General features: G+C 61.8%; 22 protein-coding genes and 1 pseudogene. 7 read left to right on the top strand and 16 right to left on the bottom strand.

Annotated features, from left to right (window positions below; all coding sequences use genetic code 11):
- Positions 1-116: 116 nt before the first annotated feature.
- The 7 genes from ACCD05_RS20290 to ACCD05_RS20260 form a co-directional block, all read right to left on the bottom strand.
- Complete coding sequence (locus ACCD05_RS20290; RefSeq protein WP_409527962.1) at positions 117-452, bottom strand: cupin domain-containing protein; 336 nt, start codon at positions 450-452, stop codon at positions 117-119.
- A gap of 3 nt (positions 453-455) precedes the next feature.
- Positions 456-1,211 carry a 2-dehydro-3-deoxy-D-gluconate 5-dehydrogenase KduD gene (gene kduD / locus ACCD05_RS20285; protein WP_112437412.1) on the bottom strand — a complete coding sequence of 252 codons (756 nt, stop codon included), beginning with the start codon at positions 1,209-1,211 and terminating at the stop codon, positions 456-458.
- The gene (kduI, locus tag ACCD05_RS20280; RefSeq protein WP_112950162.1) at positions 1,208-2,050 is read right to left on the bottom strand and encodes a 5-dehydro-4-deoxy-D-glucuronate isomerase; all 843 of its coding nucleotides are present in this window, start codon (positions 2,048-2,050) and stop codon (positions 1,208-1,210) included. The genes kduD and kduI overlap by 4 nt, the downstream gene beginning before the upstream one ends.
- Before the next feature lie 31 nt (positions 2,051-2,081).
- Positions 2,082-2,819, bottom strand: coding sequence for an ATP-binding cassette domain-containing protein (locus tag ACCD05_RS20275; protein ID WP_016554332.1), 738 nt, complete (start codon positions 2,817-2,819; stop codon positions 2,082-2,084).
- Positions 2,819-3,838: an ABC transporter permease gene (locus ACCD05_RS20270; protein WP_183795221.1), complete on the bottom strand. Its 1,020-nt coding sequence runs from the start codon at positions 3,836-3,838 to the stop codon at positions 2,819-2,821. Before ACCD05_RS20270 ends, ACCD05_RS20275 begins: the two co-directional genes overlap by 1 nt.
- Before the next feature lie 69 nt (positions 3,839-3,907).
- Positions 3,908-4,858, bottom strand: coding sequence for a substrate-binding domain-containing protein (locus ACCD05_RS20265; RefSeq protein ID WP_112950365.1), 951 nt, complete (start codon positions 4,856-4,858; stop codon positions 3,908-3,910).
- Positions 4,859-5,111: 253 nt separating this feature from the next.
- The gene (locus ACCD05_RS20260) at positions 5,112-6,626 is read right to left on the bottom strand and encodes an aldehyde dehydrogenase family protein (protein WP_112989575.1); all 1,515 of its coding nucleotides are present in this window, start codon (positions 6,624-6,626) and stop codon (positions 5,112-5,114) included.
- A gap of 121 nt (positions 6,627-6,747) precedes the next feature.
- On the opposite strand from ACCD05_RS20260, the gene ACCD05_RS20255 reads away from it, so the two are divergent.
- Together ACCD05_RS20255 and ACCD05_RS20250 are read left to right on the top strand one after the other, a co-directional pair.
- Positions 6,748-7,449: a GntR family transcriptional regulator gene (locus tag ACCD05_RS20255; protein WP_047503627.1), complete on the top strand. Its 702-nt coding sequence runs from the start codon at positions 6,748-6,750 to the stop codon at positions 7,447-7,449.
- A 187-nt stretch (positions 7,450-7,636) separates the two neighbouring features.
- Positions 7,637-8,527, top strand: coding sequence for a helix-turn-helix domain-containing protein (locus ACCD05_RS20250; protein ID WP_112989568.1), 891 nt, complete (start codon positions 7,637-7,639; stop codon positions 8,525-8,527).
- Between the two features lie 56 nt (positions 8,528-8,583).
- On the opposite strand, the gene ACCD05_RS20245 is transcribed toward ACCD05_RS20250, so the two are convergent.
- Entirely contained in the window at positions 8,584-10,725 is a 2,142-nt protein-coding gene (locus tag ACCD05_RS20245; protein WP_112950367.1) for a TonB-dependent siderophore receptor, read from the bottom strand.
- A 361-nt stretch (positions 10,726-11,086) separates the two neighbouring features.
- Here ACCD05_RS20245 and ACCD05_RS20240 point away from each other — a divergent pair, with 361 nt between their 5' ends.
- Genes ACCD05_RS20240 through ACCD05_RS20220 form a run of 5 tightly spaced genes read left to right on the top strand, consistent with a single transcriptional unit; the run spans position 11,087 to position 15,999 of the window.
- Positions 11,087-12,034 carry an iron-siderophore ABC transporter substrate-binding protein gene (locus ACCD05_RS20240; RefSeq protein ID WP_413394868.1) on the top strand — a complete coding sequence of 316 codons (948 nt, stop codon included), beginning with the start codon at positions 11,087-11,089 and terminating at the stop codon, positions 12,032-12,034.
- The gene (locus ACCD05_RS20235; protein ID WP_413394860.1) at positions 12,031-13,071 is read left to right on the top strand and encodes a FecCD family ABC transporter permease; all 1,041 of its coding nucleotides are present in this window, start codon (positions 12,031-12,033) and stop codon (positions 13,069-13,071) included. The genes ACCD05_RS20240 and ACCD05_RS20235 overlap by 4 nt, the downstream gene beginning before the upstream one ends.
- 2 nt (positions 13,072-13,073) lie before the next feature.
- Positions 13,074-14,108, top strand: coding sequence for an iron ABC transporter permease (locus ACCD05_RS20230; RefSeq protein WP_162724686.1), 1,035 nt, complete (start codon positions 13,074-13,076; stop codon positions 14,106-14,108).
- A complete protein-coding gene (locus ACCD05_RS20225) occupies positions 14,105-14,932 on the top strand; it encodes an ABC transporter ATP-binding protein (protein ID WP_112436007.1) in 828 nt (275 codons plus the stop codon). Before ACCD05_RS20230 ends, ACCD05_RS20225 begins: the two co-directional genes overlap by 4 nt.
- Positions 14,929-15,999 (top strand): siderophore-interacting protein, encoded by a 1,071-nt coding sequence (locus ACCD05_RS20220; protein ID WP_112950371.1) that lies wholly within the window; start codon positions 14,929-14,931, stop codon positions 15,997-15,999. Before ACCD05_RS20225 ends, ACCD05_RS20220 begins: the two co-directional genes overlap by 4 nt.
- Before the next feature lie 36 nt (positions 16,000-16,035).
- Here the strand turns inward: ACCD05_RS20220 and ACCD05_RS20215 are convergent, their stop codons facing one another.
- From ACCD05_RS20215 to ACCD05_RS20180, 8 genes and pseudogenes are all read right to left on the bottom strand, one after another.
- Positions 16,036-16,173: a DUF1127 domain-containing protein gene (locus ACCD05_RS20215; protein ID WP_111565103.1), complete on the bottom strand. Its 138-nt coding sequence runs from the start codon at positions 16,171-16,173 to the stop codon at positions 16,036-16,038.
- 189 nt (positions 16,174-16,362) lie between these two features.
- A pseudogene (locus ACCD05_RS20210) lies at positions 16,363-17,337 on the bottom strand (alpha/beta fold hydrolase); the annotation flags it as partial.
- A gap of 220 nt (positions 17,338-17,557) precedes the next feature.
- Positions 17,558-18,013 (bottom strand): RpiB/LacA/LacB family sugar-phosphate isomerase, encoded by a 456-nt coding sequence (locus ACCD05_RS20205; protein ID WP_047503606.1) that lies wholly within the window; start codon positions 18,011-18,013, stop codon positions 17,558-17,560.
- Positions 18,010-18,807 carry a triose-phosphate isomerase gene (locus tag ACCD05_RS20200; RefSeq protein WP_112436005.1) on the bottom strand — a complete coding sequence of 266 codons (798 nt, stop codon included), beginning with the start codon at positions 18,805-18,807 and terminating at the stop codon, positions 18,010-18,012. Before ACCD05_RS20200 ends, ACCD05_RS20205 begins: the two co-directional genes overlap by 4 nt.
- A 41-nt stretch (positions 18,808-18,848) precedes the next feature.
- Positions 18,849-19,784: a sugar-binding transcriptional regulator gene (locus ACCD05_RS20195; RefSeq protein ID WP_112950372.1), complete on the bottom strand. Its 936-nt coding sequence runs from the start codon at positions 19,782-19,784 to the stop codon at positions 18,849-18,851.
- A 63-nt stretch (positions 19,785-19,847) separates the two neighbouring features.
- A complete protein-coding gene (locus ACCD05_RS20190; protein WP_112950390.1) occupies positions 19,848-20,780 on the bottom strand; it encodes a TIM barrel protein in 933 nt (310 codons plus the stop codon).
- Between the two features lie 10 nt (positions 20,781-20,790).
- Positions 20,791-22,305: a glycerol-3-phosphate dehydrogenase gene (locus ACCD05_RS20185; protein ID WP_111565097.1), complete on the bottom strand. Its 1,515-nt coding sequence runs from the start codon at positions 22,303-22,305 to the stop codon at positions 20,791-20,793.
- Positions 22,306-22,390: 85 nt separating this feature from the next.
- The gene (locus ACCD05_RS20180) at positions 22,391-23,944 is read right to left on the bottom strand and encodes an FGGY-family carbohydrate kinase (RefSeq protein ID WP_112950373.1); all 1,554 of its coding nucleotides are present in this window, start codon (positions 23,942-23,944) and stop codon (positions 22,391-22,393) included.
- Positions 23,945-24,631: the final 687 nt, after the last annotated feature.

Here is a 24,631-nt window from a genome sequence, read left to right as displayed (position 1 = left end):
CGTCTCCGCGTTATCAAACGCGGGGAGTGTGACACTCTAACTTTGCTAAATTAGGACATTCTAACTTTGCGGCTACATACGTTTGTTCGATAATCTATCTTATGGAACTGACGTGACTAAAGAAAATCATCCCGCCGTGGCGTGAAGGTGTCGATCAGCATTCCCTTTTCAAGCGCGACCACCCCGTGCACCAGGTTGGGTGCAACGATGAAGCTCGAGCCGGCATCCAGCCTTGTGGTGACGCCATCCACGGTCACGTCGAAGGCACCCTCGGCGACATAGCTCACCTGGGTATGCGGATGCGAATGCAGCGCGCCGATCGCGCCGGGCTCGAAGCGGAAGGCGACCAGCATCGCCTCGGGGCGATGGGACAGTACGGCGCGGCGGTTGCCGGGCGCGACTTCGGTCCAGGTGATGTCGTCGGGAAGCGTGTAGTGATCGGCCATTATCATCTCCTATCGGGCAAGCCAGCCGCCATCGACCGGCAGCACCGTGCCATGAACATAATCGGAAGCGCGCGACGCCAGATAGACCGCCGTGCCCACCATATCCTCGGCCTTGGCCCAGCGGGCGGCCGGGATGCGCTTGAGGATATCGGCGCTACGCTCGGCATCGGCGCGAAGCGCCTCGGTATTGTTGGTTTCGACATAACCGGGGGCGATGGCGTTCACATTGATGCCCTTCGAGGCCCATTCGTTCGCCATCAGCCTGGTGATCCCCGCAAGCCCGCTTTTCGCCGCCGTATAGGACGGGATGCGGATGCCGCCCTGGAAGGAGAGGAGCGAGGCAATGTTGATGATCTTTGCCGGCGATTGCCGCGCGACCGCGGCCTTCGCGAAGGCCTGGCAGAGGAAGAAGACCGATTTCAGGTTGGTGTCGAGCACCGCGTCCCAATCCTCCTCCGTGAATTCCAGCGCGTCGGCGCGACGGATGATGCCGGCATTGTTGACGAGGATGTCGGGCGAGGCGCCGGCGGCAAGGGCGCGTTCGACAACGGCCTTCGCCTCCCCGGTATCGGACAGGTCCGCCTTGAGCGATACGAACCGGCGCCCCGTCGATGTGACCGCGTCCGCTGTCTCGTCCATCGCCGAGCGGCCGACGCCGACGATATCAGCGCCTGCGTCAGCCAAGCCAACCGCGATGGCCTGGCCGATGCCGGTATTGGCGCCGGTGACGATGGCCCAGCGGCCGGTGAGATCGAAAAGGCTCATCGCAGGTCTTCCATCGGCACCTTGTCCATGTCGGTGAAGCTCATATTATCGCCAGCCATGGCCCAGATGAAGGCGTAACGGCCGGTTCCTGCACCCGAATGTATCGACCAACCGGGCGACAGCACCGCATCATGGTTCTTCAGCACGACATGCCGCGTTTCGCTGGGTTCTCCCATGAAGTGGAAGATGCGCGTCTGCTCCTGCATGCCGAAATAGAGATAGACCTCCATACGCCGATCGTGAACATGCGCCGGCATGGTGTTCCAGACCGAACCCGGCTCGAACATGGTCAGCCCGACGAGCAACTGGCAGCTGTCGCAGACATCGGGGTGGACGTATTGATTGATGGTGCGGGCGTTGGATTCCTCCGCCGAACCCACGACCACCTTCCTCGCCATCTCGCGGGTGATATGAACAGTCGGGCAGGTCCGATGCGCGGGTGCGCTCAAGAGGTAAAAGAGCGCCGGTTCGCCTTGATCGCGGCTTGCGAAGCTCAACGCTCCCTCGCCCATTCCGATATAGAGCGCTTCCTGGAAGCCCAGTTCGTAAGCCTTACCCCCTACGCTGACCGTGCCTGCGCCGCCGATGTTGACGATGGCGGCCTCGCGGCGGTCGAGAAAGCGCTCCGTGCCGGTCTCGGCGATGGCAGCGATCTCCAGAGGCTTCACAGTCGGCACCACGCCGCCGACGATCATGCGGTCGAGGTGGCTGTAGGTGAGATTTGCTTCGCCGGGGCGAAACAGGTTCTCGATCACAAAGCCGTCGCGCAGGCCCTGCGTGTCACGCCTTGCGGCGTCCTCTGGTCCGACGACCTGGCGTACTGATACTGAAATGGTCACGGGCTATGCCCCTTCCGTCTGTTGGGTGGGATCAGGTGAGCACGACATATTCGGTCAGCTGGTTGATCGTCGTGTCCGCCTTGTCGACATCGAACACCTTGGTGCCGTGGCTCATGATCACGAAGCGGTCGCAGACCTGATAGGCGTGATAGATGTTGTGGGTCACAAGCACGCTGGAGACGTTCTCCGCCTTGAGCTTCAACACCTGGTTCAAGAGCGCTTCCGTCTCGCGCACCGAGAGCGCCGAGGTCGGCTCGTCGAGAAGCAGCACGCGTTTCTTGAAATAGACGGCGCGGGCGATGGCGACCGCCTGCTTCTGGCCGCCGGAGAGATTACCGACGAGCGTATCGGGGCTATCGATGCCGGAGATGTGGACGGCGTTCTGCAACACCTCCATGGCGATCTCGCGCATTTCGCGCTGGCGCAGGAAGCCGAAGCGATCGGTGAGTTCGCGGCCCATGAAGATGTTGCGGGTGATCGAGAGCGAATCCACCAGCGCCGTATGCTGATAGATGGTTTCGATACCGGCATCGGCGGAATCAGAGCGGCAGGTGAATGCCGTCTTCTTTCCATCGACGCTGAGATAACCGTCCGTCGGCTTGTGGATGCCGGAGATCAGGTTGACGGTCGTCGACTTGCCGGCGCCGTTGTCGCCGAGCAACCCCACCACTTCGCCTTCGCCGATGTGGAAGCTTAGATTGCGCAGCGCGGTCAGCGCGCCGAAGCTTTTCGAGATGTTGTGCAGTTCAAGAAGATTGGGGGCCGACATCACGCAAGACCTCGCCGCTCGATAAGATGGTTGAAGATGGCGGCCAGCACGATCAGCGTCGCGATGAACATGTCGAGATAGAAGCCCGGTGCGCGCAGGAGAAGCAGCACGTCGGTGATGGTGTGGATCAGCAGCACGCCCAGGAAGATGCCGATGATCGACCCTCGTCCGCCGCGCAGAGACAGTCCGCCGATGACGCAGGCGGCGATCGCCTGGAGTTCCAGTCCTGCGCCCTGCCCCGGTTGCACGCTGCCGACGCGGGCCGTTGCAATGATGCCGGCCACTGCCGCCATGCCGCCGGCAATCGCGAAGGCCACGAGCTTGACGCGGTTGGTGTTGATGCCGATCGCTTCCGCAGCGCCGCGATTGCCGCCGGTGGCGAACACATGGTTGCCGAAGCGGTGACGGTGGACGAGGTAGTGGAAACCGACGACGAAGAGCACGATCCAGATGAAGGCGGCGTTGATGCCGAGCAGCGTGCCTGAGAACAGGCTGGTGAAGATCGGTTCCGGATCGAAGCGAACCTGGACCGCGCCGTTATAGAGCAGCACTGCGCCGCGCCAGAACAAAAGGCCGCCAAGGGTCACGATGAAGGACGGCAGCCCGAAGCGCAGCGTGATGTGGCCGTTGAGCAGGCCGATCATGATGCCGGCGAGAACGCCGAGCGGGGCGGCTATGAAGGCGCTCATTCCGGCGCCGACGAGGCTTGCCATCAGGATGGCGGTGAAGGTGTAAACGGAGCCGATGGAGAGATCGAATTCGCCCGCAATCATCAGCACACCGGCGCCGAGCGCCAGGCAGCCGAGCACGGGGATAGCCTTCATCAGGATCGTCAGGTTTTGCGGCGAGAGGTAGCGGAACTGATCGGGATAGAGCAAGGCGCCTGCGATGCAGACGATCTGCAGCGTCATGAAGACGAGGAAGATCGCGCCTGCCGGCATCGCCATGATCTGCCGGATCATCGGTTGTTTCTGCGTCCGCGACCGGGGCGCGGCACTTGTCTCAAGAATTGGTGTCACGGTCTGGTACTCGATCGATTGGAGACGGAGAACCTGCCGACATCGCCGGCAGGCTCCCACGAAACGCGGTTAGCGGAAGCTGCCGATCAGCGGCTTGACCGAGCTGATGCGCGACTTGTCGAGGAAGGCGCCCTGGCCGGTGTCGACGTCGGTCGGGGTCAGTCCGTACTTCTTCGAGAGCGCGATCTGGGCGATAGGGTAATAGCCCTGCAGGTAGGGCTGCTGGTCCATGGTCGCGAACATCGCGCCTGACTCGACTGCATTGACGATCTCGACCGCGAGGTCGAAGCCGCCGAACGGAACCTTCACGCCCGCGTCCTTGATAGCGCCGGCGCCGACGGTCGAGGTGACCGAGCCCGTGCCGAACACGGCCTTGACGTTGGGGTTGGCAATCAGGAACTGCGCCATGATGTTCTGCGCCTCGGCCGGATCAAGCCCGGCGCGAACCGTCTCGACCTTGATGCCGTTTTCCTTCATCGCCTTCTCGATGCCGCCGCCACGCGCGACCGCGAAGCTCGCCTCGGGGATTTCGCGCGGGTTGAAGACGACGTCGCCGGATTTCAGGCCGAATTCCTTGATCATCCGGTTGCCGAGCTCGTAGCCGGAAGAAAACTCGTTCATGCCGACATAGGCCTGGCGGCAATTGCCCTTGGCGCCTTCGAGGTCGTCATTGTTGAAGCCGATGACGACGATGCCGGCCTTGACCGCCGCGCAGATGCTATCGTCGAAGGCATCCGACGAGGAGATGGCGACGGCGATGCCATCGACGCCTGCTGCCGTGGCGCTTTCGATCAGATCGTTCTGGCGGACCGGATCGTTGTTGGCGTACTGCACGTCGAGATCGACGCCGAACTGTGCCGCCGCGTCCTTGGCGCCTTTCACCACGGGGTTGAAGAACTGGACACTCGGATCGAGATAGATGATCATCGTTGCCTTGACGTCGGCGGCCAATGCCGTAGATGTCATCATCGTGGCGATACCCGCGGCGAGTGCTGCGGTTTTCAACCTGGTCAATTTCATTTGCGTATCCTCCCTTATGGATGTGCAATGTGGGTCGAAAGACCCAAGTCTCGGCTGGCGGGCTCCGACCAAAGATCACGCCGGCCGAGATTTTCCTCCCAGACGTCCCGCCTTCTCCCAAAAGCGGAAACGTCCTATCCCTTTATTTCCCTGAAGCGCGTCGCGATCTTTCAGATTCGCTGATGCGCTTCAGCTTCTTGTTTCGTCGCATGTCTTTATCCCGAAACCGGTGACCACTTTCGGGAGACATGCTTTAGCCGAACCACGGCGCCGGTCGCCCGAACGTCACGTGCACGCCCTTGAACTGGGAATATTCATCGAAGCCATAGCGGCCGAGTTCGCGGCCGAGGCCGCTTTTCTTGTAGCCGCCGATCGGCAGCTCCGGCGTGCCGTCGATGACGCTGTTGATCCAGCAGCGCCCAGCGCGAATGCGGCGGATGCTCTGCATGGCGTTTTCGAGGTTGGTGGACCAGACCGAGGCGGACAGGCCGAACTCGCTGGCATTGGCGAGCGCGACGGCCTCGTCCGCGGTCTTGAAGGTCAAGGTCGAAAGCACCGGCCCGAAGATCTCCTCACGGGCGATCGACATCTCCGGCTTCACGCCTGCGAAGACGGTGGGTGCGTAGTAAATGCCGGTGTCCTTTCCGACGCGCTCGCCGCCGAGCAGCAGTTCCGCACCGGATGCAATGCCGGCTTCCACGTAGGAATGGACCTTGCCGACATGGGCTTCCGAGATCATCGCGCCGATCTTGGTGCGGTCGTTCAGCGGATCGCCGAAGGTTACCTTGCGCGAGATGTCGAGCAGGCGCTCCATCAATGCGTCACGAATGCCTTCCTGAACCAGCAGTCGGCTGCCTGAAATGCAGCATTGGCCGCCATTGTGATAGACGCCATAGGCGATGCCATCGGCGGCGGCCTCGAGGTCCGCGTCGGCGAAGACGATCTGCGGACCCTTGCCGCCGAGCTCCAGCCCGACACGCTTGACGCTACGTGCCGCGATCTCGCCGAGCTTTGTGCCGACACGTACGGAGCCGGTGAAGGCGACCATGTCGACGCCAGGGTCTTCGGCGAGCAGCTGGCCGGCCGGATCGCCATAGCCGGTGACGACGTTGAACACGCCATCGGGAATGCCGGCCTCACGCGCCAGTTCCGCCATGCGGATCGAGGTGCCGGAGGTGAATTCGGACGGCTTGAGGACGACGGTGCAGCCCGCGCCAATCGCCCACGGCACGCGCTCGGATGCGATGATGAAGGGGAAGTTCCACGGCGTGATGATGCCGACGACGCCAACGGCTTCGCGCAGCACCAGGCCTAAGCGATCATCGCCGATGTTGTTGTGAGCCTGGCCTTCCAGAGCGCGCGCCTGGCCTGCGGCATAGGACCAGAGGTCGGCGCAGAAGCCGATCTCGCCGCGCGCCTGGGCGATCGGCTTGCCGACTTCGAGGCTTTCGGCCAGCGCAAGCTCTTCCTGATTTTTGAGGATCAGATCGGCCACCTTGAACATCAGGCGCGAGCGCTCCGCACCCGACATGCGCGGCCACGGGCCGGTATCGAAGGCGCGGCGGGCGGCGGCAACGGCCAAACGTACATCATCGGCCGAAGCTTCCGGCCAGGTGCCGACCACGACGCCCGCGTGACCGGGGCTGACACGATCAATCGTGCGGCCGGATGCGGCATCCACCGACTTGCCATCGACAAGCATCTGGTAGCGGGATTTAATGTTCAGCCGCGGATCACTGGAATCAGGCGCAATGAAATTGGACAGCACGTTTCCCTCCAAGCCGACACATCGTGCCGGCCCTCCCTTTCTTCCCGGCTTTAGGCCACCGGATTTATGTTGCGTTTGAATTGTATGGTACTGTATGGTGGTTTAAATTGGATGTCAACGGATGACGGCGACGAAAGACATGAACCTCGAATCCTTGAAGATTGAGACCGGCGAAACCGCTGCGGCGCAGGTGGAACGCGACCTGCGCGAGCAGATCATCAAGCTGGAACTGGCGCCGGGAACGCGGCTCTCCGAGCAGGAGATCGCGACCCGCATGGGCGTCTCGCGACAGCCGGTGCGCGAGGCGCTGATCGCGCTCGGGAGGTCGAAGCTGGTTGACGTGCGCCCCAACCGTGGCACCGTCGTCGTCCGAATCTCGGCGCGGCAGATGATGGAGGCGCGTTTCGTGCGCGAGGCGCTGGAGACCGCCGTTGCGCGGCGCGCCAGCGAGAGCTTCGACAGCTGGACGCGCCGCCGGATCGATACGATCATCGGCAAGCAGCGGATGGCCATGGAGGCGCACGATCACAACGCATTCCGGCGCGAGGACGAGCAGTTCCATATCGCGATTGCCGAAGGCGCCGGCTGCAGCCTGGCCTGGAACGCCATCGCCGATATCAAGGCCCATATGGACCGCGTCTGCAATCTGCAGCTTCGCCACCCCGATTCCATGATGCGGCTGATTGCGGAGCACGAGGCGATCATTACGGCGATCGACGGACGCGACGCGGACGCCGCCGCTGGCGCTATGCGCGCGCATCTCAATGGGATCTTGTCGGATTTGCCGCAGATCGAGGCGGACAATCCCGACCTGTTCGAATGATGCGGCGCTGAAGGTGTTCAGCCGGGGAGATGCTCTCCGCTCTTGTTATTGCTAATAAATATGAGTATTAAAATCATCTTTCTTTCGATATGCGCCTTGGTGTGGCAAGGGCGTGGATGATTAAGAGATGGCGCAAGGGTCATGCCGTGCGCATGCGCCGCCATCTCAGCGTAAACGGATCTTGGCATTGGCTTTCTGGCACACGATGAAATGGCACACCGAGGGAATTCGGGTTGTTGCTCCGGTGAAATGGCGCCAGTTCGATGGCCTGGTGAGCGCCTACTGGGAAGCAGAAAGCCAGTCTGGGGCGAAGGGCTATTATCTGGCCGATGATCCGCGCATCATGATCTTCTTCAACGACGTCTCATCTCAGATCCATGTGTCGAACCAGAACGGCGACTTCTCCAACAATGCCCGATCGATGACCCGTGCCATCTACGTGCCTGCTGGAGTGCCGATGTGGACCACCAGCCGATCCACGCACCGGTTCTCACACCTGAACCTGCATATGCACAAGGACCGGATTTTGAAGTTTCTATCGCCTTCGCTTGGCAGCTCGGCCGCGCTATCGGCCCTGCGCCGGCCGGTGGAGATCCAGGATGCGGGCGCCGTGCAGACGTTGGGCGGGCTGCTCGTCGACGAGATATCGAAGCCGTCGCGGCATGCCCTCTATGCCGAAAGCCTGATTGGCAGCATCGTCACGGGACTTCTCGACCTGCCGGACGAAGGCAGCGAGAAACGCGATGGCCGCATGACGCAGGCGCAGATGAACAGGCTCAACGCTCGCATGGACAGGACAAGCGATTACCGAATGTCCGTCGCCGACATGGCGGCGACGGTCGGCTTGTCGGAGAGCTGGTTCGCCACCGTTTTCAAGCAGACCACCGGCAAGACCCCGCTACAATGGCAGCTTGCCAAGCGCATCGACCTCGCAAGAACCTTGCTGGACGAGGGCGTGACGGTTGCCGGCGTGGCGGCCCAGCTCGGCTTCTCCGATCAGGCGCATTTCACCAAGGTCTTCAGACAGATCGTTGGCGAAACACCGGCTGCCTGGCGGCGAATTCGTCAGGGTATCTAAGGCGAAAGTCCCGCCGGCACATGGCGGGCGGGACAGTCCGTGTTTTCAAGGTTCGATCACCAGGTCTGGCGCAGCGTTGCCATGATCGTGCGGCCGGGATTGTAGTAGACCGCGCCACCATCCTTGCTGGCGACGTGCTTTTCGTCGAACAGGTTGCTGGCGTTCAGCTGGAGCGTCGTGTTCTCGGCGAACTTGTAGGTGAAGGCGGCATCGAACACGACCGCGCTGTCGGCTGAAATCGTGTTGGTGATGTTGGTGAAGTAGGCGCCAGTGTAGCGCGCGCCGAGACCAAAGGTCATGTCGCCGCGAGGGCCATCGCCTTCCAGCGTATAGGTACCCCACACCGAAGCGAAATGCTTGGGAACGCGCATCAAGCGGTTGCCGTCGTTCACGCCGCCCGGCTCGTCGATACGGGAATCGATGTAGCTGTAGCTGGCGATCAGGTTGATGTTGTCCGTCATCTCCGCCTTGGCTTCGAATTCGAAGCCGCGGTGCCGGACCTTGTTGACCGTGATCGGAAGATAAGTGACCTGATCGGCGACGGTGATGTTGCCCTTGGTCAGGTCGTAGACCGAAGCGGTGAACAAGGCAGGAAATGCGTCGGGCTTGTATTTGACGCCGACTTCGTACTGTTTTCCGGTCGTCGGATCGGCCCCGGCTGCGGGCGGAGCAGCGGATTCGGCGTAGCTCGCATAGGTCGCCCATTCGTCGGTCAGCTTGTAGCTGACGCCGATGCGCTTGGTGAATTCGCTATGAGTGCCGGAGGTGGTCACGCCGGTGAGCTGGTTCGTCTCGTCGAGGTCGAGCCAGTCATTGCGCAAGCCGACGCTGACCGTCAGCCGGTCGAAAAACGTCAGATCCTGCTGCAGATACACTGCGGCCGTCTTCTGGTCGTTCAGGGTGCTCGAGTAAGGCGACATTGGGCCAGGGCCACCCGTGTAGACTGGATTCAGCCAGTCGATCGAAGGTGCCCCCGTGTAGAAATTGTCGCTGTCCGATTTGAACGCGTTGTACTCGCCACCGAGAAGCGTCCGGCTTTCGACGTCATCGAAATTTGCTTCGTAGGCAAGGTTCGCGTCGATGATGAACTGCTCGTTCGACCTCTCGTTACCGAAGAAGTAGCGGCCGGCTGTTGTTGAACCGTCGGTCGGCGTGCTTCCGATATAGGCGCTGCCGAAACCATCGTTCGACTGGCTGTAACGCGCCTTGGAGCTGAAGCTCAGACCGTTGTCGAAGTCGTGGTCGAACATCACGTTCAGAGTGTTGCGGTTCGTCGAGTTGAAATAGTAGTCCGGCTCGCCGAAGAAGACGCTCCGGTCGAAATCGGTGCCGAGTGGATGGCCGCCGCTGCCGGGAACGCCATCCTTGTCCAGGTGATCGAAGACCACAGTCAGGTTCGTCGCGGCGGTCGGGCGCCATGTCAGGCCGCCCATGATGAAGTTCTCGTCGTTCTGAGAGAAATCGTACTCGTCGTCCGCACGCTGCAATTTGCCGGTCAGGCGATAGGACAGCGTGTCATCCGCGGTGATGTTGTCACCGAAATCAAAGCCGGTTTCCTTGTGGGAGAAAGAGCCGCCGGTCGCATAGATTTCGCCGAAACGCTCCGACTTTGGCGTCTTGGTGACGTAGTTGACAGAGCCGCCCGGTTCCGCCGAACCGAAGCTTGAGGAGCTGGCGCCCTTCAGGATCTCGATGCGTTCAAATGCATAGGGCTCCTCCCGGACACCTGCAAACGTTCTGCCGATCGCTAACCCGTCGCGATAGGTGTAGGGCGTGAAACCGCGAATATCGAAATAGTCGAAACGATCGTCCGAACCGTAGAAGTCGGTGACGACACCCGAGGTGTACTGCACCACCTTCTCCATCGTGTCGGCATTGCGCTCCTCGATTTCTTTGGAGGTAATGACCGAAACGGAGGCCGGCGTGTCCAGAATCTCGGTCGCCAACTTGCCGGCGCCGGTGGTCTGCGTGGCGACGATCGACTTCGAATCGTTACTGGTATCGATCCTGGTGCCCGAGGCCTTGCGCCCTTCCAGAACGATCGGCGCCAGCGTCGTCGCGGAATCCGAGCTGGATGCGTCCTGCGCAAAGGAGACGGCAGGAGCAAGAGCGCTGATGGCCGTGCATCCCAGCAGCACCGCCTTGCGCCAGCGAAGACGGGTTCGTTGAGAGCGCAGGCCTTTTGTTTCGATATTCATATTCGCGTTCCAGAAGCTGATTTCACCATGGTAGACACCCGGTGGAGACCGAAAGTGCATGCCGGTTGCAGGGGAACGCACCAGACGACGTTGCGAAATGCGCGAAGCAGTCGCCAGCCGGCATGGTCTCGTCTACATCCCCGGTCACAGCCTCTAACTTGAGCGAGATTGTCTAGTATTGTAAGTTTTCCGCGTTTTGTAGGATACCATGGGAATCTCGCCTGCCTGGCCATTCGACAAACGCATTGCCGTTGACGCTCACGCCTTAACCTGAAAGTGAGGGTCCACTTATACGTTCGGCGGAGTTTGCACAATGTTTCGGTTCTGGCGCCTTACCCTCGCGGTGGTGATATGCGCATTGATGATGCCCATTCGCGGCGCGTTCGCCGATGAGGGCGTCACCTACCCCATCACCATAAAGCACGCGCTCGGCACGACGATCATCCTGAAAAAGCCTGAACGGATCGCCACCGTCGCCTGGGCGAACCACGAGGTGCCGCTCGCGCTTGGCGTCGTGCCCGTGGGCTTTGCGAAAGCCAATTTCGGCGATGATAACGGTGATGGTCTTTTGCCCTGGGTCGCTGAGAGGCTGAAGGAACTTCACGCCGACAAGCCCGTGCTGTTCGACGAGGGGGATGGTATCGACTTCGAGGCGGTCGCGGCCACGCATCCCGACGTCATCCTCGCCTCATACTCCGGACTCAGCCAGGCCGATTACGATACGCTGAGCCAGATCGCCCCGGTTGTCGCCTACCCTGACGCCGCTTGGTCCACCGACTGGCGCGAGATGATCCGCCTCAATAGCGCCGGGATGGGGATGGCGCCGGAGGGCGAGGCGCTGATCAAGAAGATCGAAGGCGAGATCGCATCGGCTGTTGCCACGCACCCGGAGATTCGCGGCAAGAAGGCCATGTTCGTCACGCATCTCAACCCACTCGACCTCAGTACAATCAACTTCTACACGACCAACGATACACGCGTGAAATTCTTCACGGATCTCGGGCTCGAGAGCCCGAAGAGCGTTGTCGATGTCTCGCAACCTGGCAAATTCTCGGGCTCGATAAGCGCCGAGCGCATCGACATGTTTGACGACGTCGATCTCGTCGTGACCTATGGCAATACGAAACTGCTGTCGGCGGTCACGGCAAACCTGCTGATGTCCAAGATGCCGGCTGTCGAAAAGGGGGCGATTGTTATTCTCGGCGCAAACAGCGTCGGGACAGCCGCAAATCCCACACCGCTCTCGATCTCCTGGGTGCTGAAGGACTATGTCGCTTTGCTTGCCGAGGGCGTGGAAAAGTCGAAATGACTTCATCGAGAAAGACGGTCGCGCCGGCGGCCATCGCCGCACGGTCGAACGGCGCCCGGGGCCTGTGGCTGGCGGGTCTATTCGTGCTGCTCCTGGCATTGCTTGCGCTGTCGATCACCGTCGGCACGCGTCAGGTGCCGTGGAGCGATATCGGCGCGGCGCTCTTCGGACATGTCGATGATATCGGCCAGGCTGCGGTTGCCGTTCGCGTCCCGCGTACTGTCCTCGCCATGCTTGCCGGCGGCGCGCTTGGGCTTGCGGGTGCGATCATGCAGGGCGTGACGCGCAACCCGCTGGCCGATCCCGGTATCCTCGGCGTCAACATGGGCGCCTCGCTTGCCGTGGTCGTCGGCGTCGCATGGTTCAACATCGCCTCCGCCGAAGCCTATGTCTGGACAGCGATTGTTGGTGCCGGCTGCTCTGCCTGCTTCGTCTACACCATCGGCTCGTTGGGCCGTGGCGGCGCGACGCCGCTGAAGCTGACGCTTGCTGGCGCTGCGACCTCGGTCGCCTTCGCCTCCATGGTGATTGCCGTCGTTCTGCCACGCGTCGATATCGCCGGCGGCATACGCTCATGGCAGATCGGCGGCGTCGGCGGGGCGGCCTTTGAGCGGATCGTGCCGGTTCTGCCTTTCCTGGCGGTGGGGTTTGCGATCAGCTTTCTTTCCGCCCGGAAACTCAACTCGCTTGCGCTGGGCGACGATCTGGCGGCCGGGCTCGGCGAACGTGTGGCAGTGGCGCGCGGCATGGGCGCGCTTGGCGCAATTCTGCTCTGCGGCGCGACAACGGCAATCTGCGGACCGATCGGCTTCATAGGCCTCGTCGTCCCGCATCTCTGCCGGCTGCTGATCGGCGTCGATCACCGTTGGCTCCTCCCCTTCTCCGCCATCGGCGGCGCGTGCCTGCTCCTTGCCGCCGATATCGTCGGACGCATCGTCGCTCGTCCGGCCGAGCTCGATGTCGGCGTTGTCACCGCCCTGATCGGCGCGCCGTTCTTCATATGGATCGTCAGACGCCAAAGGGTTCGTGAACTGTGACCATGCCTTCGGCCATATCAGGTTTGATCGCCACCAGCCGTCGCCGCCGCGGTCGCAGGCATGCGTCCGTTGTGCTTGCGCTTCTGCTGCTCGTCATCGCCATCTTTGCGTTCACGCTCTCTGTCGGGCAGACGGTGACACCGCCGGGCGATGTTCTTCGCGTGCTGATGGGAGAGAACGTACCGGGCGCGAGCTTTACGGTCGGTCAGCTGCGCTTGCCGCGCGCCGTGCTTGCCATTCTCGCCGGCTTGAGTTTCGGTCTCGGCGGCGTGGCTTTTCAGGTCATGCTGCGCAATCCGCTCGCCAGCCCCGATATTATCGGCATAAGCTCGGGCGCCGGCGCAGCGGCCGTGTTCGCGATCATCGTGCTGTCGATGAAGGGACCATTCGTTTCGATCTTCGCGGTGGTCGCGGGGCTTGGCGTTGCCCTCTTGGTCTACGGCCTCTCGTCACGAAACGGCGTGGCGGGGACGCGTCTGGTTCTGGTCGGGATCGCGGTCTCGGCCATGCTGGAGAGCATCATCTCCTATATCCTGTCGCAGGCGCCGGCGTGGAACCTGCAGGAGGCTATGCGCTGGCTGACGGGCAGCGTCAACGGCGTGCAGCTTGGCCAGGCTGCGCCGCTTCTCTTGTCGCTCATCGTCTTCGGCGGTCTTCTCTTGAGCCGGAGCCGAGACCTTGAGGCGCTCCGGCTTGGCGATGATACGGCGGCGGCACTCGGAGTGCGCGTATCGCGAACCCGCATCATGATCATCATCGGTGCCGTCGGCGTCATCGCAACAGCGACGGCCGTGACTGGCCCTATCGCCTTTGTCGCATTCCTTGCCGGTCCGATCGCCGCCCGCATCGTCGGCGGCAGCGGATCGCTCCTCGTCCCCTCGGCGCTGATCGGCGCCGTCTTGGTGCTCGGCGGCGATTACATCGGGCAGTTCCTGTTACCCGGCCGCTATCCTGTTGGCGTGGTGACCGGCGCACTCGGCGCTCCCTATCTGATTTTCCTGATCGTCCGCGTCAACCGGACCGGAGGTTCCCTATGATGGCTCGCACTCTGACAGCAGGCAATCTCTCTGCGGGCTACGGCGAAACGGAAATCCTGCACGGCCTCGACCTCGCTGTCCCGCCCGGCAAGATAACCGTGATCGTCGGCGCCAATGCCTGCGGTAAGTCCACTCTGCTCCGAGCGATGTCGCGGCTTCTGTCGCCCATCGCGGGACAGGTGCTTCTCGATGGGAAATCCATCCACAAGACACCGCCACGAGAGCTGGCGCGCACCCTGGGGCTGCTTCCCCAGTCGCCGGTCGCACCGGAAGGCATCACGGTTGCCGACCTCGTCAGCCGCGGCCGGCATCCGCATCAAAGCCTTTTCTCGCGCTGGAGCAGCAAGGACGATGAGGCGGTGGATGGCGCTCTTGCGGCGACAAACACGGCGGAACTCGCCGATCGGGCTGTTGACGAATTGTCCGGCGGCCAGCGCCAGCGCGTGTGGATCGCCATGGCGCTGGCGCAAGCCACCGATATTCTTCTGTTGGACGAACCCACGACGTTCCTCGACATCAGCCATCAGATCGAAGTCCTCGATCTCCTGACCGATCTCAACCGGGAACGCGGCACCACCGTCGTCATGGTGCTCCACGATCTCAATCTCGCCGCGCGCTACGCGGACTATCTCGTTGCGATGAGCGATGGTCGCGTGCACGTCACGGGCGCGCCGGAACAGGTCTTGACCGAAGACAACGTCCGGCAGGTCTTTGGGCTTGAGAGCCGCATCATCATCGATCCCACATCCGGCCGCCCCATCATGCTTCCGATCGGTCGCAACCACATGGCGCCGAGCGTGAGCGCAAAGGAGAAGGTGAAATGAACACCACCCAGGAATTCAAGCTCTCCGGCATCGCTATTCCGAGGGACGCCGCCCAGATGCTGAGCGAGATCTGCGAGCACTTCGTCGAACATGCGGATGTGAGGCGCACGGAGAACGGGGCGCTACTCACCAGCAAGCTTGGTTGCGCCGACATACGCATCGACGATCAGCGACTATCGATAGAACTGACTTGCCCTTCACAACAAGCATTGCAGATGAGCCGGACCAGCATTGCCGAGCATCTGTTCTACTTCGCTGGTGACGATGCGCTAGAGCTGTCCTGGTCCCAATCCGCAGCGCTTGCGCAATTGCCCAATATCCACGAGGCAACGGTTGTCTCGGCCGAGAATGTCACGCCGCATATGCGCCGGGTTAAATTCAGCTGCGCCGATGTCAGGCCGTTCATCGGTGGCGAGATGCATGTTCGCCTGCTCGTCCCGCCCAGAGGCCGCCGGCCCGTATGGCCGGGCCTGCGCGAGGACGGTCGTGTTGCCTGGCCGGAGGGCGAGGACGCCTTATTGGTCCGCGTCTACACGATCCGCGCGGTTGATATCGAACGCGGCGAGCTCTGGATCGATTTTCTGCAGCATAGCTCTGCCGGCGTCGAAACGCCTGGAGCGGATTTCGCTCGCGATGCCCTGCCGGGAGACCGGGTGGCCTTGCTTGGTCCAGGAGGTGGAGCGCTTCCCGAGGCAGGAAATCTGCTGTTGGCCGGAGACGAAAGTGCCCTCCCCGCCATCGCGCGCATCGTTGCCGAGATGCCCGCGGGCACGCGAATTCAGGCGATTATCGAAGTCGCGGATAAGTCGGAAGAGCAGCCACTGCCATCCGGCGCCGCGCTTGCTGTCCGCTGGTTGCATCGCCGAAGCTATGGAGCCGGCGAAGGCAATACTCTCCGCGAGGAGGTCGAGACCGCGATTGGCTCGATGACCGACGATACATTCGTCTGGGCTGCCTGCGAGAAGGAAGACATCCGTTCGATAAAGGCCCGCTTGAAGGCCATCAAGCACGACCGGAAGAGAATGTACGTGGCTTGGTACTGGGAGAAAAAACAAAGGCCCGCTTGAGCAGGCCCTTCGGAAGCAATCAGGTCGTGAGGTTGATCAGCGACCGTATACGCGACGCTTCAAATCAGAGCGGTTAACACCGATGTCCTTGAGGGCAGCGTCGTCAAGGCGGGAAAGTTCACGGTATGCTTTGCCGAGCTGAAAATACTCGACAATCCTGTTGGCGATTTTCATTGCATTTCTCCTTTTTGAATGCCCAATTATTTATCTCATTGCCTGGATAATGAGCAGAGATAAATTTGCATAAGAGGCATCCGAGAATCGCAATCGGTCTTGCCGGAAAGGCAAATGCGCACCCTGGCGTGCGTAGCCCACGACATGAGCCGGCCACATACGCCAGAGTGATTGATCGATACCCGGGTAGGCCTTGATGAAGGCCAGCAGATCAGGGTTGATGACATCCGCATCCACCGTCAGCATGCCGTGCGAGAAGCCGGGATAGACCTTCAGCGTGCTGTTCTTCAAAAGCTTCGCCTGCAACAGCGAGGCATCCTTGTAGGGCACGACCTGGTCGTCATCGCCCTGCAACACCAGCGTTGGAACGGTGATCGCCTTCAGATCCTCGGTCTGGTCCGTCTCTGAGAACGCCTTGATGCCGTCATAATGCGCCTTGGCCGAGCCCATCATGCCCTGCCGCCACCAGTTGTCGATCACGCCCTGTGATACCTTCGCGCCAGGCCGGTTGAACCCGTAGAAGGGACCGGAGGCGACGTCGATGTAGAACTGGGCGCGGTTGGCGGCGAGCGCCGCGCGGAAGCCATCGAAGACTTCCATTGGCGTGCCATCCGGGTTGCCCGGTGTCTTCAGCATCAGCGGGGGAACGGCGCTGACCAGCACTGCCTTGGCAACACGGCCCTGTGGCTGGCCATACTTGACGACATAGCGAGCAACTTCACCGCCGCCGGTGGAGTGACCGATGTGGACCGCGTTGCGCAGATCAAGGTGTTCGGCAACGGCGGAGGCATCGGCGGCATAGTGGTCCATGTCATGACCGTCGCTTACCTGCGCGGAACGCCCGTGGCCACGACGATCATGAGCAACGACACGGTAGCCCTTGCTGACGAAAAATAGCATCTGCGCGTCCCAATCATCGGACGAGAGCGGCCAGCCATGGTGGAAAACGATCGGCTGGGCGTCCTTCGGACCCCAATCCTTGAAGAAGATTTCAACGCCATCTTTCGTCTTCACAAAGTTTCCGGTCATGGGAGTTGCTCCTTTTGCAGTGTGTGGTGTCTTTTGCTTCGCGGCGAAGGCTGGGGTGGCCATCGCGAATGAAATCGTTGCTCCGGCAAGCATTGCTTGGCGGCGAGAAAGCGGGAATGAAAATTCGTTTGCCACAGGGCGCTCCGTCTCAAATCATCAGAGCCGGCATAGCCGCCCTTTGATGTCACGAGCTTATGAAAACGACGCGCTTGGCGATTGTCGTTTTCGGTGGCGTTTGGATATTCGTGCGGGAAAGCTTGGCAGACGATAGAAGGGCTGCCGGATGAACGCGGACTTCGTCGACGCGCTCATGGAAGATACGGCCCGCGAGAGGCGGACCGTATCTCCTATTCAATCAACGCTGATTGTACTTCGCGTCGAGTTCGTTCATCGCCTTGACGTTGCCGGCGGAGCGGCCGTTTTCGTCGAAGGTCTGCGCCAGGAACGCGTCGGCGATAGCCTTGGCCAATTCAGGTCCAATGACGCGCGAACCCATGGTGATGATCTGGGCGTTGTTCGACAACGCGGCGCGCTCGGCGGAGTAGGTGTCGTGGGTCAGCGCGGCGCGGATGCCCGGAACCTTGTTGGCGGAGATGCAAACGCCGATGCCGGTGCCGCATACGAGGATCGCCTTGTCATAGGTGCCGTCGATCACGCCCGACGCAACGCGGTCGGACAGGCCGGCGTAGAACGCATCGGCGCCCGCGCTCGTGCGCGAGACTTCGGACACCTCATAGCGGTCCTTCAGATGGTCGGCGAGAACCTTGGCGAGGCCTTCGCCCGCGCTGTCTCCTGCGATTGCCAGTTTCATGCTTTTTCTCCTTCGAGTTTGGCGTCAAGTTTGGCGGCGCATTTCGCGAGGATGTCGAGATAACCTTCGACGTTCCAGGCCGAACGGCCGATGAAAAGCCCGTCTATATGTGGGCTTGAGATGAGTTCTTCGCAATTGCCAGGGTTGACCGAGCCGCCGTAGAGGCAAGGAATGCGGCGACCCAGCACTTCCTCGGCAACGGCAATGATTTCTGCCTGGCGCGCATCGGCATATTCGGCCGTCGCCGGAATGCCATTGACGCCGATCGCCCAGACCGGCTCGTAGGCGAGCAGGATCTCGGCTTGCTTCTGCGCGCCGGTCAGCTTGGAAAGGGCGCCGCGAACCTCGGTCGCCAGCACCTCGGCGGCACGGCCGCTTTCGCGATCGGCCAGCGTCTCGCCGATGCAGATAAGAGGGATCAATCCATGACGAACGGCCGCTTCGGTCTTGAGCCCGACGGTCTCGTCGGTCTCACCAAAGAACTCCCGTCGCTCGGAATGGCCGAGCTCGACGATGTCGAGATTGCAGTCCTTGAGCATCACCGGCGACACCTCGCCGGTCCAAGCGCCGTCATCGGCCCAGTGCATGTTCTGCGCGCCGACCTTGACGGACGTCTCCGCCAGCATCGCCTTGACCTCGCGCACCGCCGTGAAGGGCGGAATAACGAAGCGCTGGATGCGCGGATCGCGCGCGCCATCCGCAGCCTTGAGCCCGCTCGCGAAGCTCTGCGCCTCGGCAAGCGTCTTGTTCATCTTCCAGCTGGTGCCGATCCAGAAGCGTGGTGAGTTGGCCATCTGCAATCCTATTCCCTATCGTCGTCTATCTGATCATCCGGCTAGCGCAGAAGCGCTTCCGCCGTACGTTCGTCGGTAATGAGCCCGTGGAGGCTGCCGCTGCGCAATACGGCGCGGATGGCCTCGACCTTGCCGCCGCCGCCCGCAAGCGCCACCAGCCGCTCGGTTCTTGGTTGCGGCAGGTTGGCCGAGAGCGTTCGCTCGGTCAGCGCGGTGTCGAGAATCCGGCCGTTGGAATCGAAGAAGTAGCCGAGGATTTCGCCGACGCCGCCGGCGACCGCCACTTCCTTGATCTCGCGGGCCTCGATCATGCCCGATTGCACAAGCTGCGCTTGCGTATCGACCGTGCCGAGCCCGACCAGCTTGAGCGTGGCGGCATTGGCGAGATCCATCACCTCCTTCACGCCGCGCTGCGCCAAGAGCACCTCGCGGTCCTCCGCCGTATTGGCGAAGAACGGGACGGGCATGACATAAGCAGGCATGCCGGTCTTTTCGGCGATGCGGTGCATGACGTCATAGGGGTTGGCCGCGTAATTTCGGGTCAAGCCGCCGAGAAGCGAGACGAAGCGCAGGTCACGGGCGGAAACGCGCGGCAGGAGATGCACTGCTGTCGACAGCGTGCGGCCATGGCCAAGCCCGATCACGGCATTCTCGCCGCGCTCGATCTCGCGCTTCAGGAAGTTGGAACCAGCAAGGCCGAGTGTGCGAAAGATCGACTCGTCTTCGCCGACATAGGGCGTCACTTCGCAATATTGCAGGCCGAAGCGTTCGGAGAGGCTGTTCTCCAGCGCAACGCACTCGATGATGTCGCCTTCGATGCTGATCTTGACGACACCTTCGGCCACCGCACGCGCGATCAGGCGGTGCGTCTTCACCGATGGCAGCCCGAGACGTTTGGCTACCTCGGACTGCGTCAATCCGCCGGCGTAATGCAGCCAGGCGGCTCGCACCGCAAGCGATTCTTCCGGATCGTTCATCGACAGTCTTCTCCCGATTTGGCCATGCGCATATCCCGCCTCTTTTGTTGATTCGCCTTTCGGTCAGATATGCAGGTCGGCGATGCCGGTGTCGATGTGGGGCGCCCAGAACGCCACGCTTTCGGCGATCTGCGAGATCACCTGGCGATCGTTCGGCTCGCGCTCCTTGAAGGACAGTTCGAGGCAGATCTCGTTATCCTTAGCCCCGCCCTCGGCAAACGCCTTGAGCAACTCCGGCGGCTGGATGCGGCCCTTGGCATTGAACTCGGCTGTAAATGGCCGATGCCCGCCCTTGTCCATCAGGCTCTGCTTGATGTGGATGATCGGCGAGACCTTGGGCACGGCGCGCGCCCAGGCGTAGGGCTCGAAGTCATCGGGGTTGCTCGACGTCACGTCGCCATGGTCGATATCGGCCATCATCCACATCGGAATGGCCATGTCGGCGGCGGTCAAACGGTCCTGCAGCTTCATGCACTCGGCGATCGTCTCGCCGAACTCGCGGCCGATGCTCATCGGCTCCCAGAAAACGTAGGAGAGGCCCGCCGACTTCGCATGCACGGCAACCTCGGCCCAGCAATCGATGGCGATCTTGATCAGTTCCTCGCGCCGCGCGGGATCGTCGAAATCCATGTAGGTGAAGATCGCGAACTGCGTTCCGATCGAGGTCCCGCCGAGATCGGCGGTGATATCGGCGAAGGTCTTGAACCAGTCGACATAGTAGCGGCGAACGTCGGCATCGGGATGGCCGAAGTGGTTGAGGCGGCCGTAAGGCCCGGTCATGCCCGAGGTCACCCTGACGCCGGTGCGCTGGAGTGCTGCGGACATGTTGCGGGTCAGCCTGCGGATGACGGGCGCCTGCCAGCTGGGATTGATGAACTCGTGGGTGAGCTGCAGGTCGCGAATGCGCAAATCCCGCGCCACGGTTTCGATCAGGTCATCCGGCTCGGCGAAACGATTGACGAGCGGATTGGTGTTCAAGGAAAGGGTCAATGCCATGTCGGTATCCTCAGGCGGCCGCAACGAGATTCGCGCCGGCGAACCAGTCGGCAAAGGCGGCCTGCTCGGCCTCGGTCAGGTGCAGATAGTGCTTGGTACGGCGCTTCAGCACGTCCTCAGGGGTCAGCGCCCACTCGGACGAGACGAGATAGCGAACCTCGGCCTCATAGAGATGGCCACCGAAGTGACGGCCAAGGCCTTCGACACCTTTTGCATCGCCGACGATCTTGCGGGTGCGGGTGCCGTAGAGACGGCCATAGTGCCCGGCGAGCGTGCGCGACATCCAGGGATAGGTTTCCTTAAGGCCATTGAAGAAGGTCTCGTAATCGGCCTTCGGCATATCGCCGCCCGGAAGTGCCGCGTGCTCCGTCCAGTTATCGGACATTTGCGGGAAGATATGCTTCAGGCGCTGCATGCCGCGCTCGGCGAGCTCGCGGAAAGTGGTGATCTTGCCGCCGAAGACGTTGAGAAGCGGCGCGTTGCCGGTCTCTTCGAGATCGAAGACGTAATCGCGCGTCACGGCTGACGGGTTGCCCTTGCCATCGTCGAACAAGGGACGCACGCCGGAGAAGCTGTGCAGCACATCCTGGCGGCGGAGCTTTTCCTTGAAGTAGCGATTGACGGCGGTGAGCAGGTATTCGATTTCCTTCTCGTCGGCCGCGACATCCTCGGCCCGGCCTTCGTAGGAAATATCGGTCGTCCCGATCAGCGCCTTGTCACCCTCATAGGGGTTGATGAAGATCACGCGCTTGTCGTGGTTCTGCACGAGATAGGCGTTGGAGCCCGCCCAGAACTTCGGCACGATGATATGGCTGCCCTTGACCAGCCGGACATTGCGGCTGCTGTTAGCGCCGGCCACGCGGCCGATGACGTCGGATACCCAGGGACCTGCCGCGTTGGCGATACAGCGGGCGCGGAAGTTGCGGGTTTCACCGGTGACGCTGTTCTTGGTGGTGATGCTCCAGCCGCCGTTCTCGCGGCGGGCAGAGACGGCTGCCGTGCGGGTCAGAACCTCGGCACCGCGCTCGGCGGCATCGACCGCGTTGAGCACCACGAGGCGCGCGTCGTCAACCCAGCAGTCGGAATATTCGAAACCGCGGGTGTATTGATCGAGGATCGGCGTTCCCTCGGGATCCCGGCGCAGATCGAGCGTGCGGGTGCCCGGAAGCTTCTTGCGGCCGCCGAGGTGATCGTAAAGGAAGAGGCCGAGACGGACGAGCCAGGCAGGGCGATCCTGCGGCGAATGCGGCAACACGAAGCGCATCGGCCAGATGATGTGGGGGGCGGCGTTCAGCAGCACCTCGCGCTCGATGAGCGCCTCGCGCACCAGCCGGAACTCGTAATATTCGAGATAGCGCAAGCCACCATGGACGAGCTTGCCGGAGCGCGACGATGTCCCCTGCGCCAGGTCGTCCTTCTCACACAGAACGACCTTCAGGCCACGGCCCGCCGCATCGCGCGCGATGCCGGCACCATTGATCCCGCCACCGATCACGAACAGATCCACCATTCCGGACTCAGTCATCAACATGCTCCTTCGGATGCTCATTGCATCAACACATTCATTCAGCGCGGCCGCGCATACGTCGCGGCCCGGCGCGGGATTTCCGTTATTGCGTGGCGATCAGCTGATCCCAGGCGGGCGCTACCGCCTCACGCACCATCACATAGGCCTTGAACAGGCGCTCGAAGCGCTCGGCCTGCTCGCTGTCGGGCGCCTCGGCCTCGCCAAGCAGCGGCGTCACCCATTCGGCAATGCAATCGTCCATGTTGCGGTAAGCGCCGATCGCGACCGCCGCCATCATCGCAACGCCAGCAGCACCCGCCTCTTCGCGCCTGGACACCCTGACCGGGGCATTGACCGCCGCCGACAGGCAACCGCGAAGTGCGCGCGAACGCGCCGCGCCGCCGGTAATCCTGAGCTCTTCGGGCATATCGCCCATCGCGGCATAGCAATCACGCGTCGCCATGCCGAGACCCTCGACGACGGCGCGCAACAGATCGGCAAAGCCGTGACGCATCGAAAGACCGGTGAACCCAGCTCGAGCCGCGGCATTGACGAAGGGACCGCGCTCGCCGGCATCCGAGATATAGGGGTGATAAAGCACCGAGCCCGGCCGGCTCTCGGCGAACCAACTGTCGATCCGGGCGATCAGATCGGCATGCGATACCGTCTTGCCGCCGTCGGCCATCAGCGAGCCGGCCATTTGCAGCAGCCAGTCGATGTTGATCGTGGCGCTCATATTGGTCTGCACCTGGGTGACGATCCCGGGCATCGGCAAGGCGATCACATAGCCCGTGCCCTCGGCATTGAGCTGCACATCGGCCACCGCCTTCGCGCGCATATGGACGCCGGTGGAGCCAACGGTCGAGCAGGCGGCGTTCTGACCCGCGCTGCGCACGCCGGCGCCGAGCGCGGTCATGACCATGTCGACATAGCCGAGACTGACAGGCGTACCGGCAAGAAGCCCGCAGGCCCGCGCCGCATCGGCGGAAAGCGGATGTGTGACCTCGGTGCCATCGATGATTTCAGGCAGCAGCGACCGGCGGCGGGACAGTCCGAGCGCATCGATCGCCGCTTCGTCATACTGCCGCGTGCGGAAATTGCCGAAGGTGAAACTCGCTTCCGAGGGGTCGGTGGCGCGGATGCCCGTGAGATTGAGATAGAGCCAGTCCTTGCAATGAAGCGCGACCTCGGCGCGATCGAGAAGATCGGGCTGATTGCGGTCCATATGGGCGATCTGCGCGCCCTGCTGGCAGGTATTGAGGCCGGTCCCGGTCGCTTCGAAGCGGGCGCGATTGCCGGCACCGGCACTGAGTCGCGTCACGGTCGGAGCCGCACGCGCATCGAGCCAGAGCCACGCATCGCCAACCGGGCGATTGCCGGCGCCGACGAGCCATGTGCCGTCGCCCTGCCCCGTAACCGAAATGGCCGCCGCGCGCTCGGCAAGGCCCGGCACTTTCTCGCTGAGGCCGCGCAACGCGGTCACGCAGTCGGTCCAGGTTTGCGTCAAAGACTGCGTCGCCGAACCGTCATCGCCGGTCGCATATTGATTGCGCGCCGAAGCGGACGCGATCTGGCGCCCGGAGAGCTCGAAGGCAACCGCCTTGATCACCGAGGTCCCGGCATCGATACCGATAATGATCTGTCCACGTTCAGACATCGAAAGCCTCGTCGGCCACGATCATCCATGCCGCTGGATACGGCATCCTCATCCCATTCATGGTCACTCCTCCCAGACGACCGCCGATGGACCGCGCCAAGCGCCACCACTCAGGCAAGTACGTCGCATTGCGACTGCTCCTCGCGAGATCAGACTGAAAGACCTCGCCTCGGGCAGCAACCGGAAACCGGCAAGCACCGGATTTTCGTTTCATGCAGAATATAACACAAACTTATCACCGCAAATGAATTTTTTTTCTGTTGTCGCAATTTTTTTCAGCTATAATGCGAACCATCAAATAGACACGATCGGCGAAGCGCTCGACTGAGCGCCATTATGCAAGTACGGCGAGGATGCTCTCCAGCGCCAAAGCGCATGCCAGCGTGGATCTCAAGCAAATACAATGATATCAATTACTTGTGATTTCGACACGCGATTGGTCGCGCATGCGCCGGTAACGCAAGAGATTACAAAACGTTGCCCTGTTAACACCCTTTCCGCGCGCCAGCCCGATCGTTCTCTACAGCCATCAATATCGCCTAAAACGGAAAACGCCACCGAATGGCCGATTGACAAGGTGCAATATTTATAACATCTTTACTGCCATTGATAACACGGCGATACCATAGCCCACGGGCTGACACGGTATCTTCGTGAAGCGCCTGGCGGTTGGAGGAGAAACAAACG

It is taken from the genome of Rhizobium sp. Rhizsp42, assembly GCF_047304155.1.
Taxonomy (GTDB): domain Bacteria; phylum Pseudomonadota; class Alphaproteobacteria; order Rhizobiales; family Rhizobiaceae; genus Rhizobium.
The sequence above is the reverse complement of the archived record's forward strand: the minus strand, read 5'-3'. Positions and strand labels throughout refer to the sequence as shown.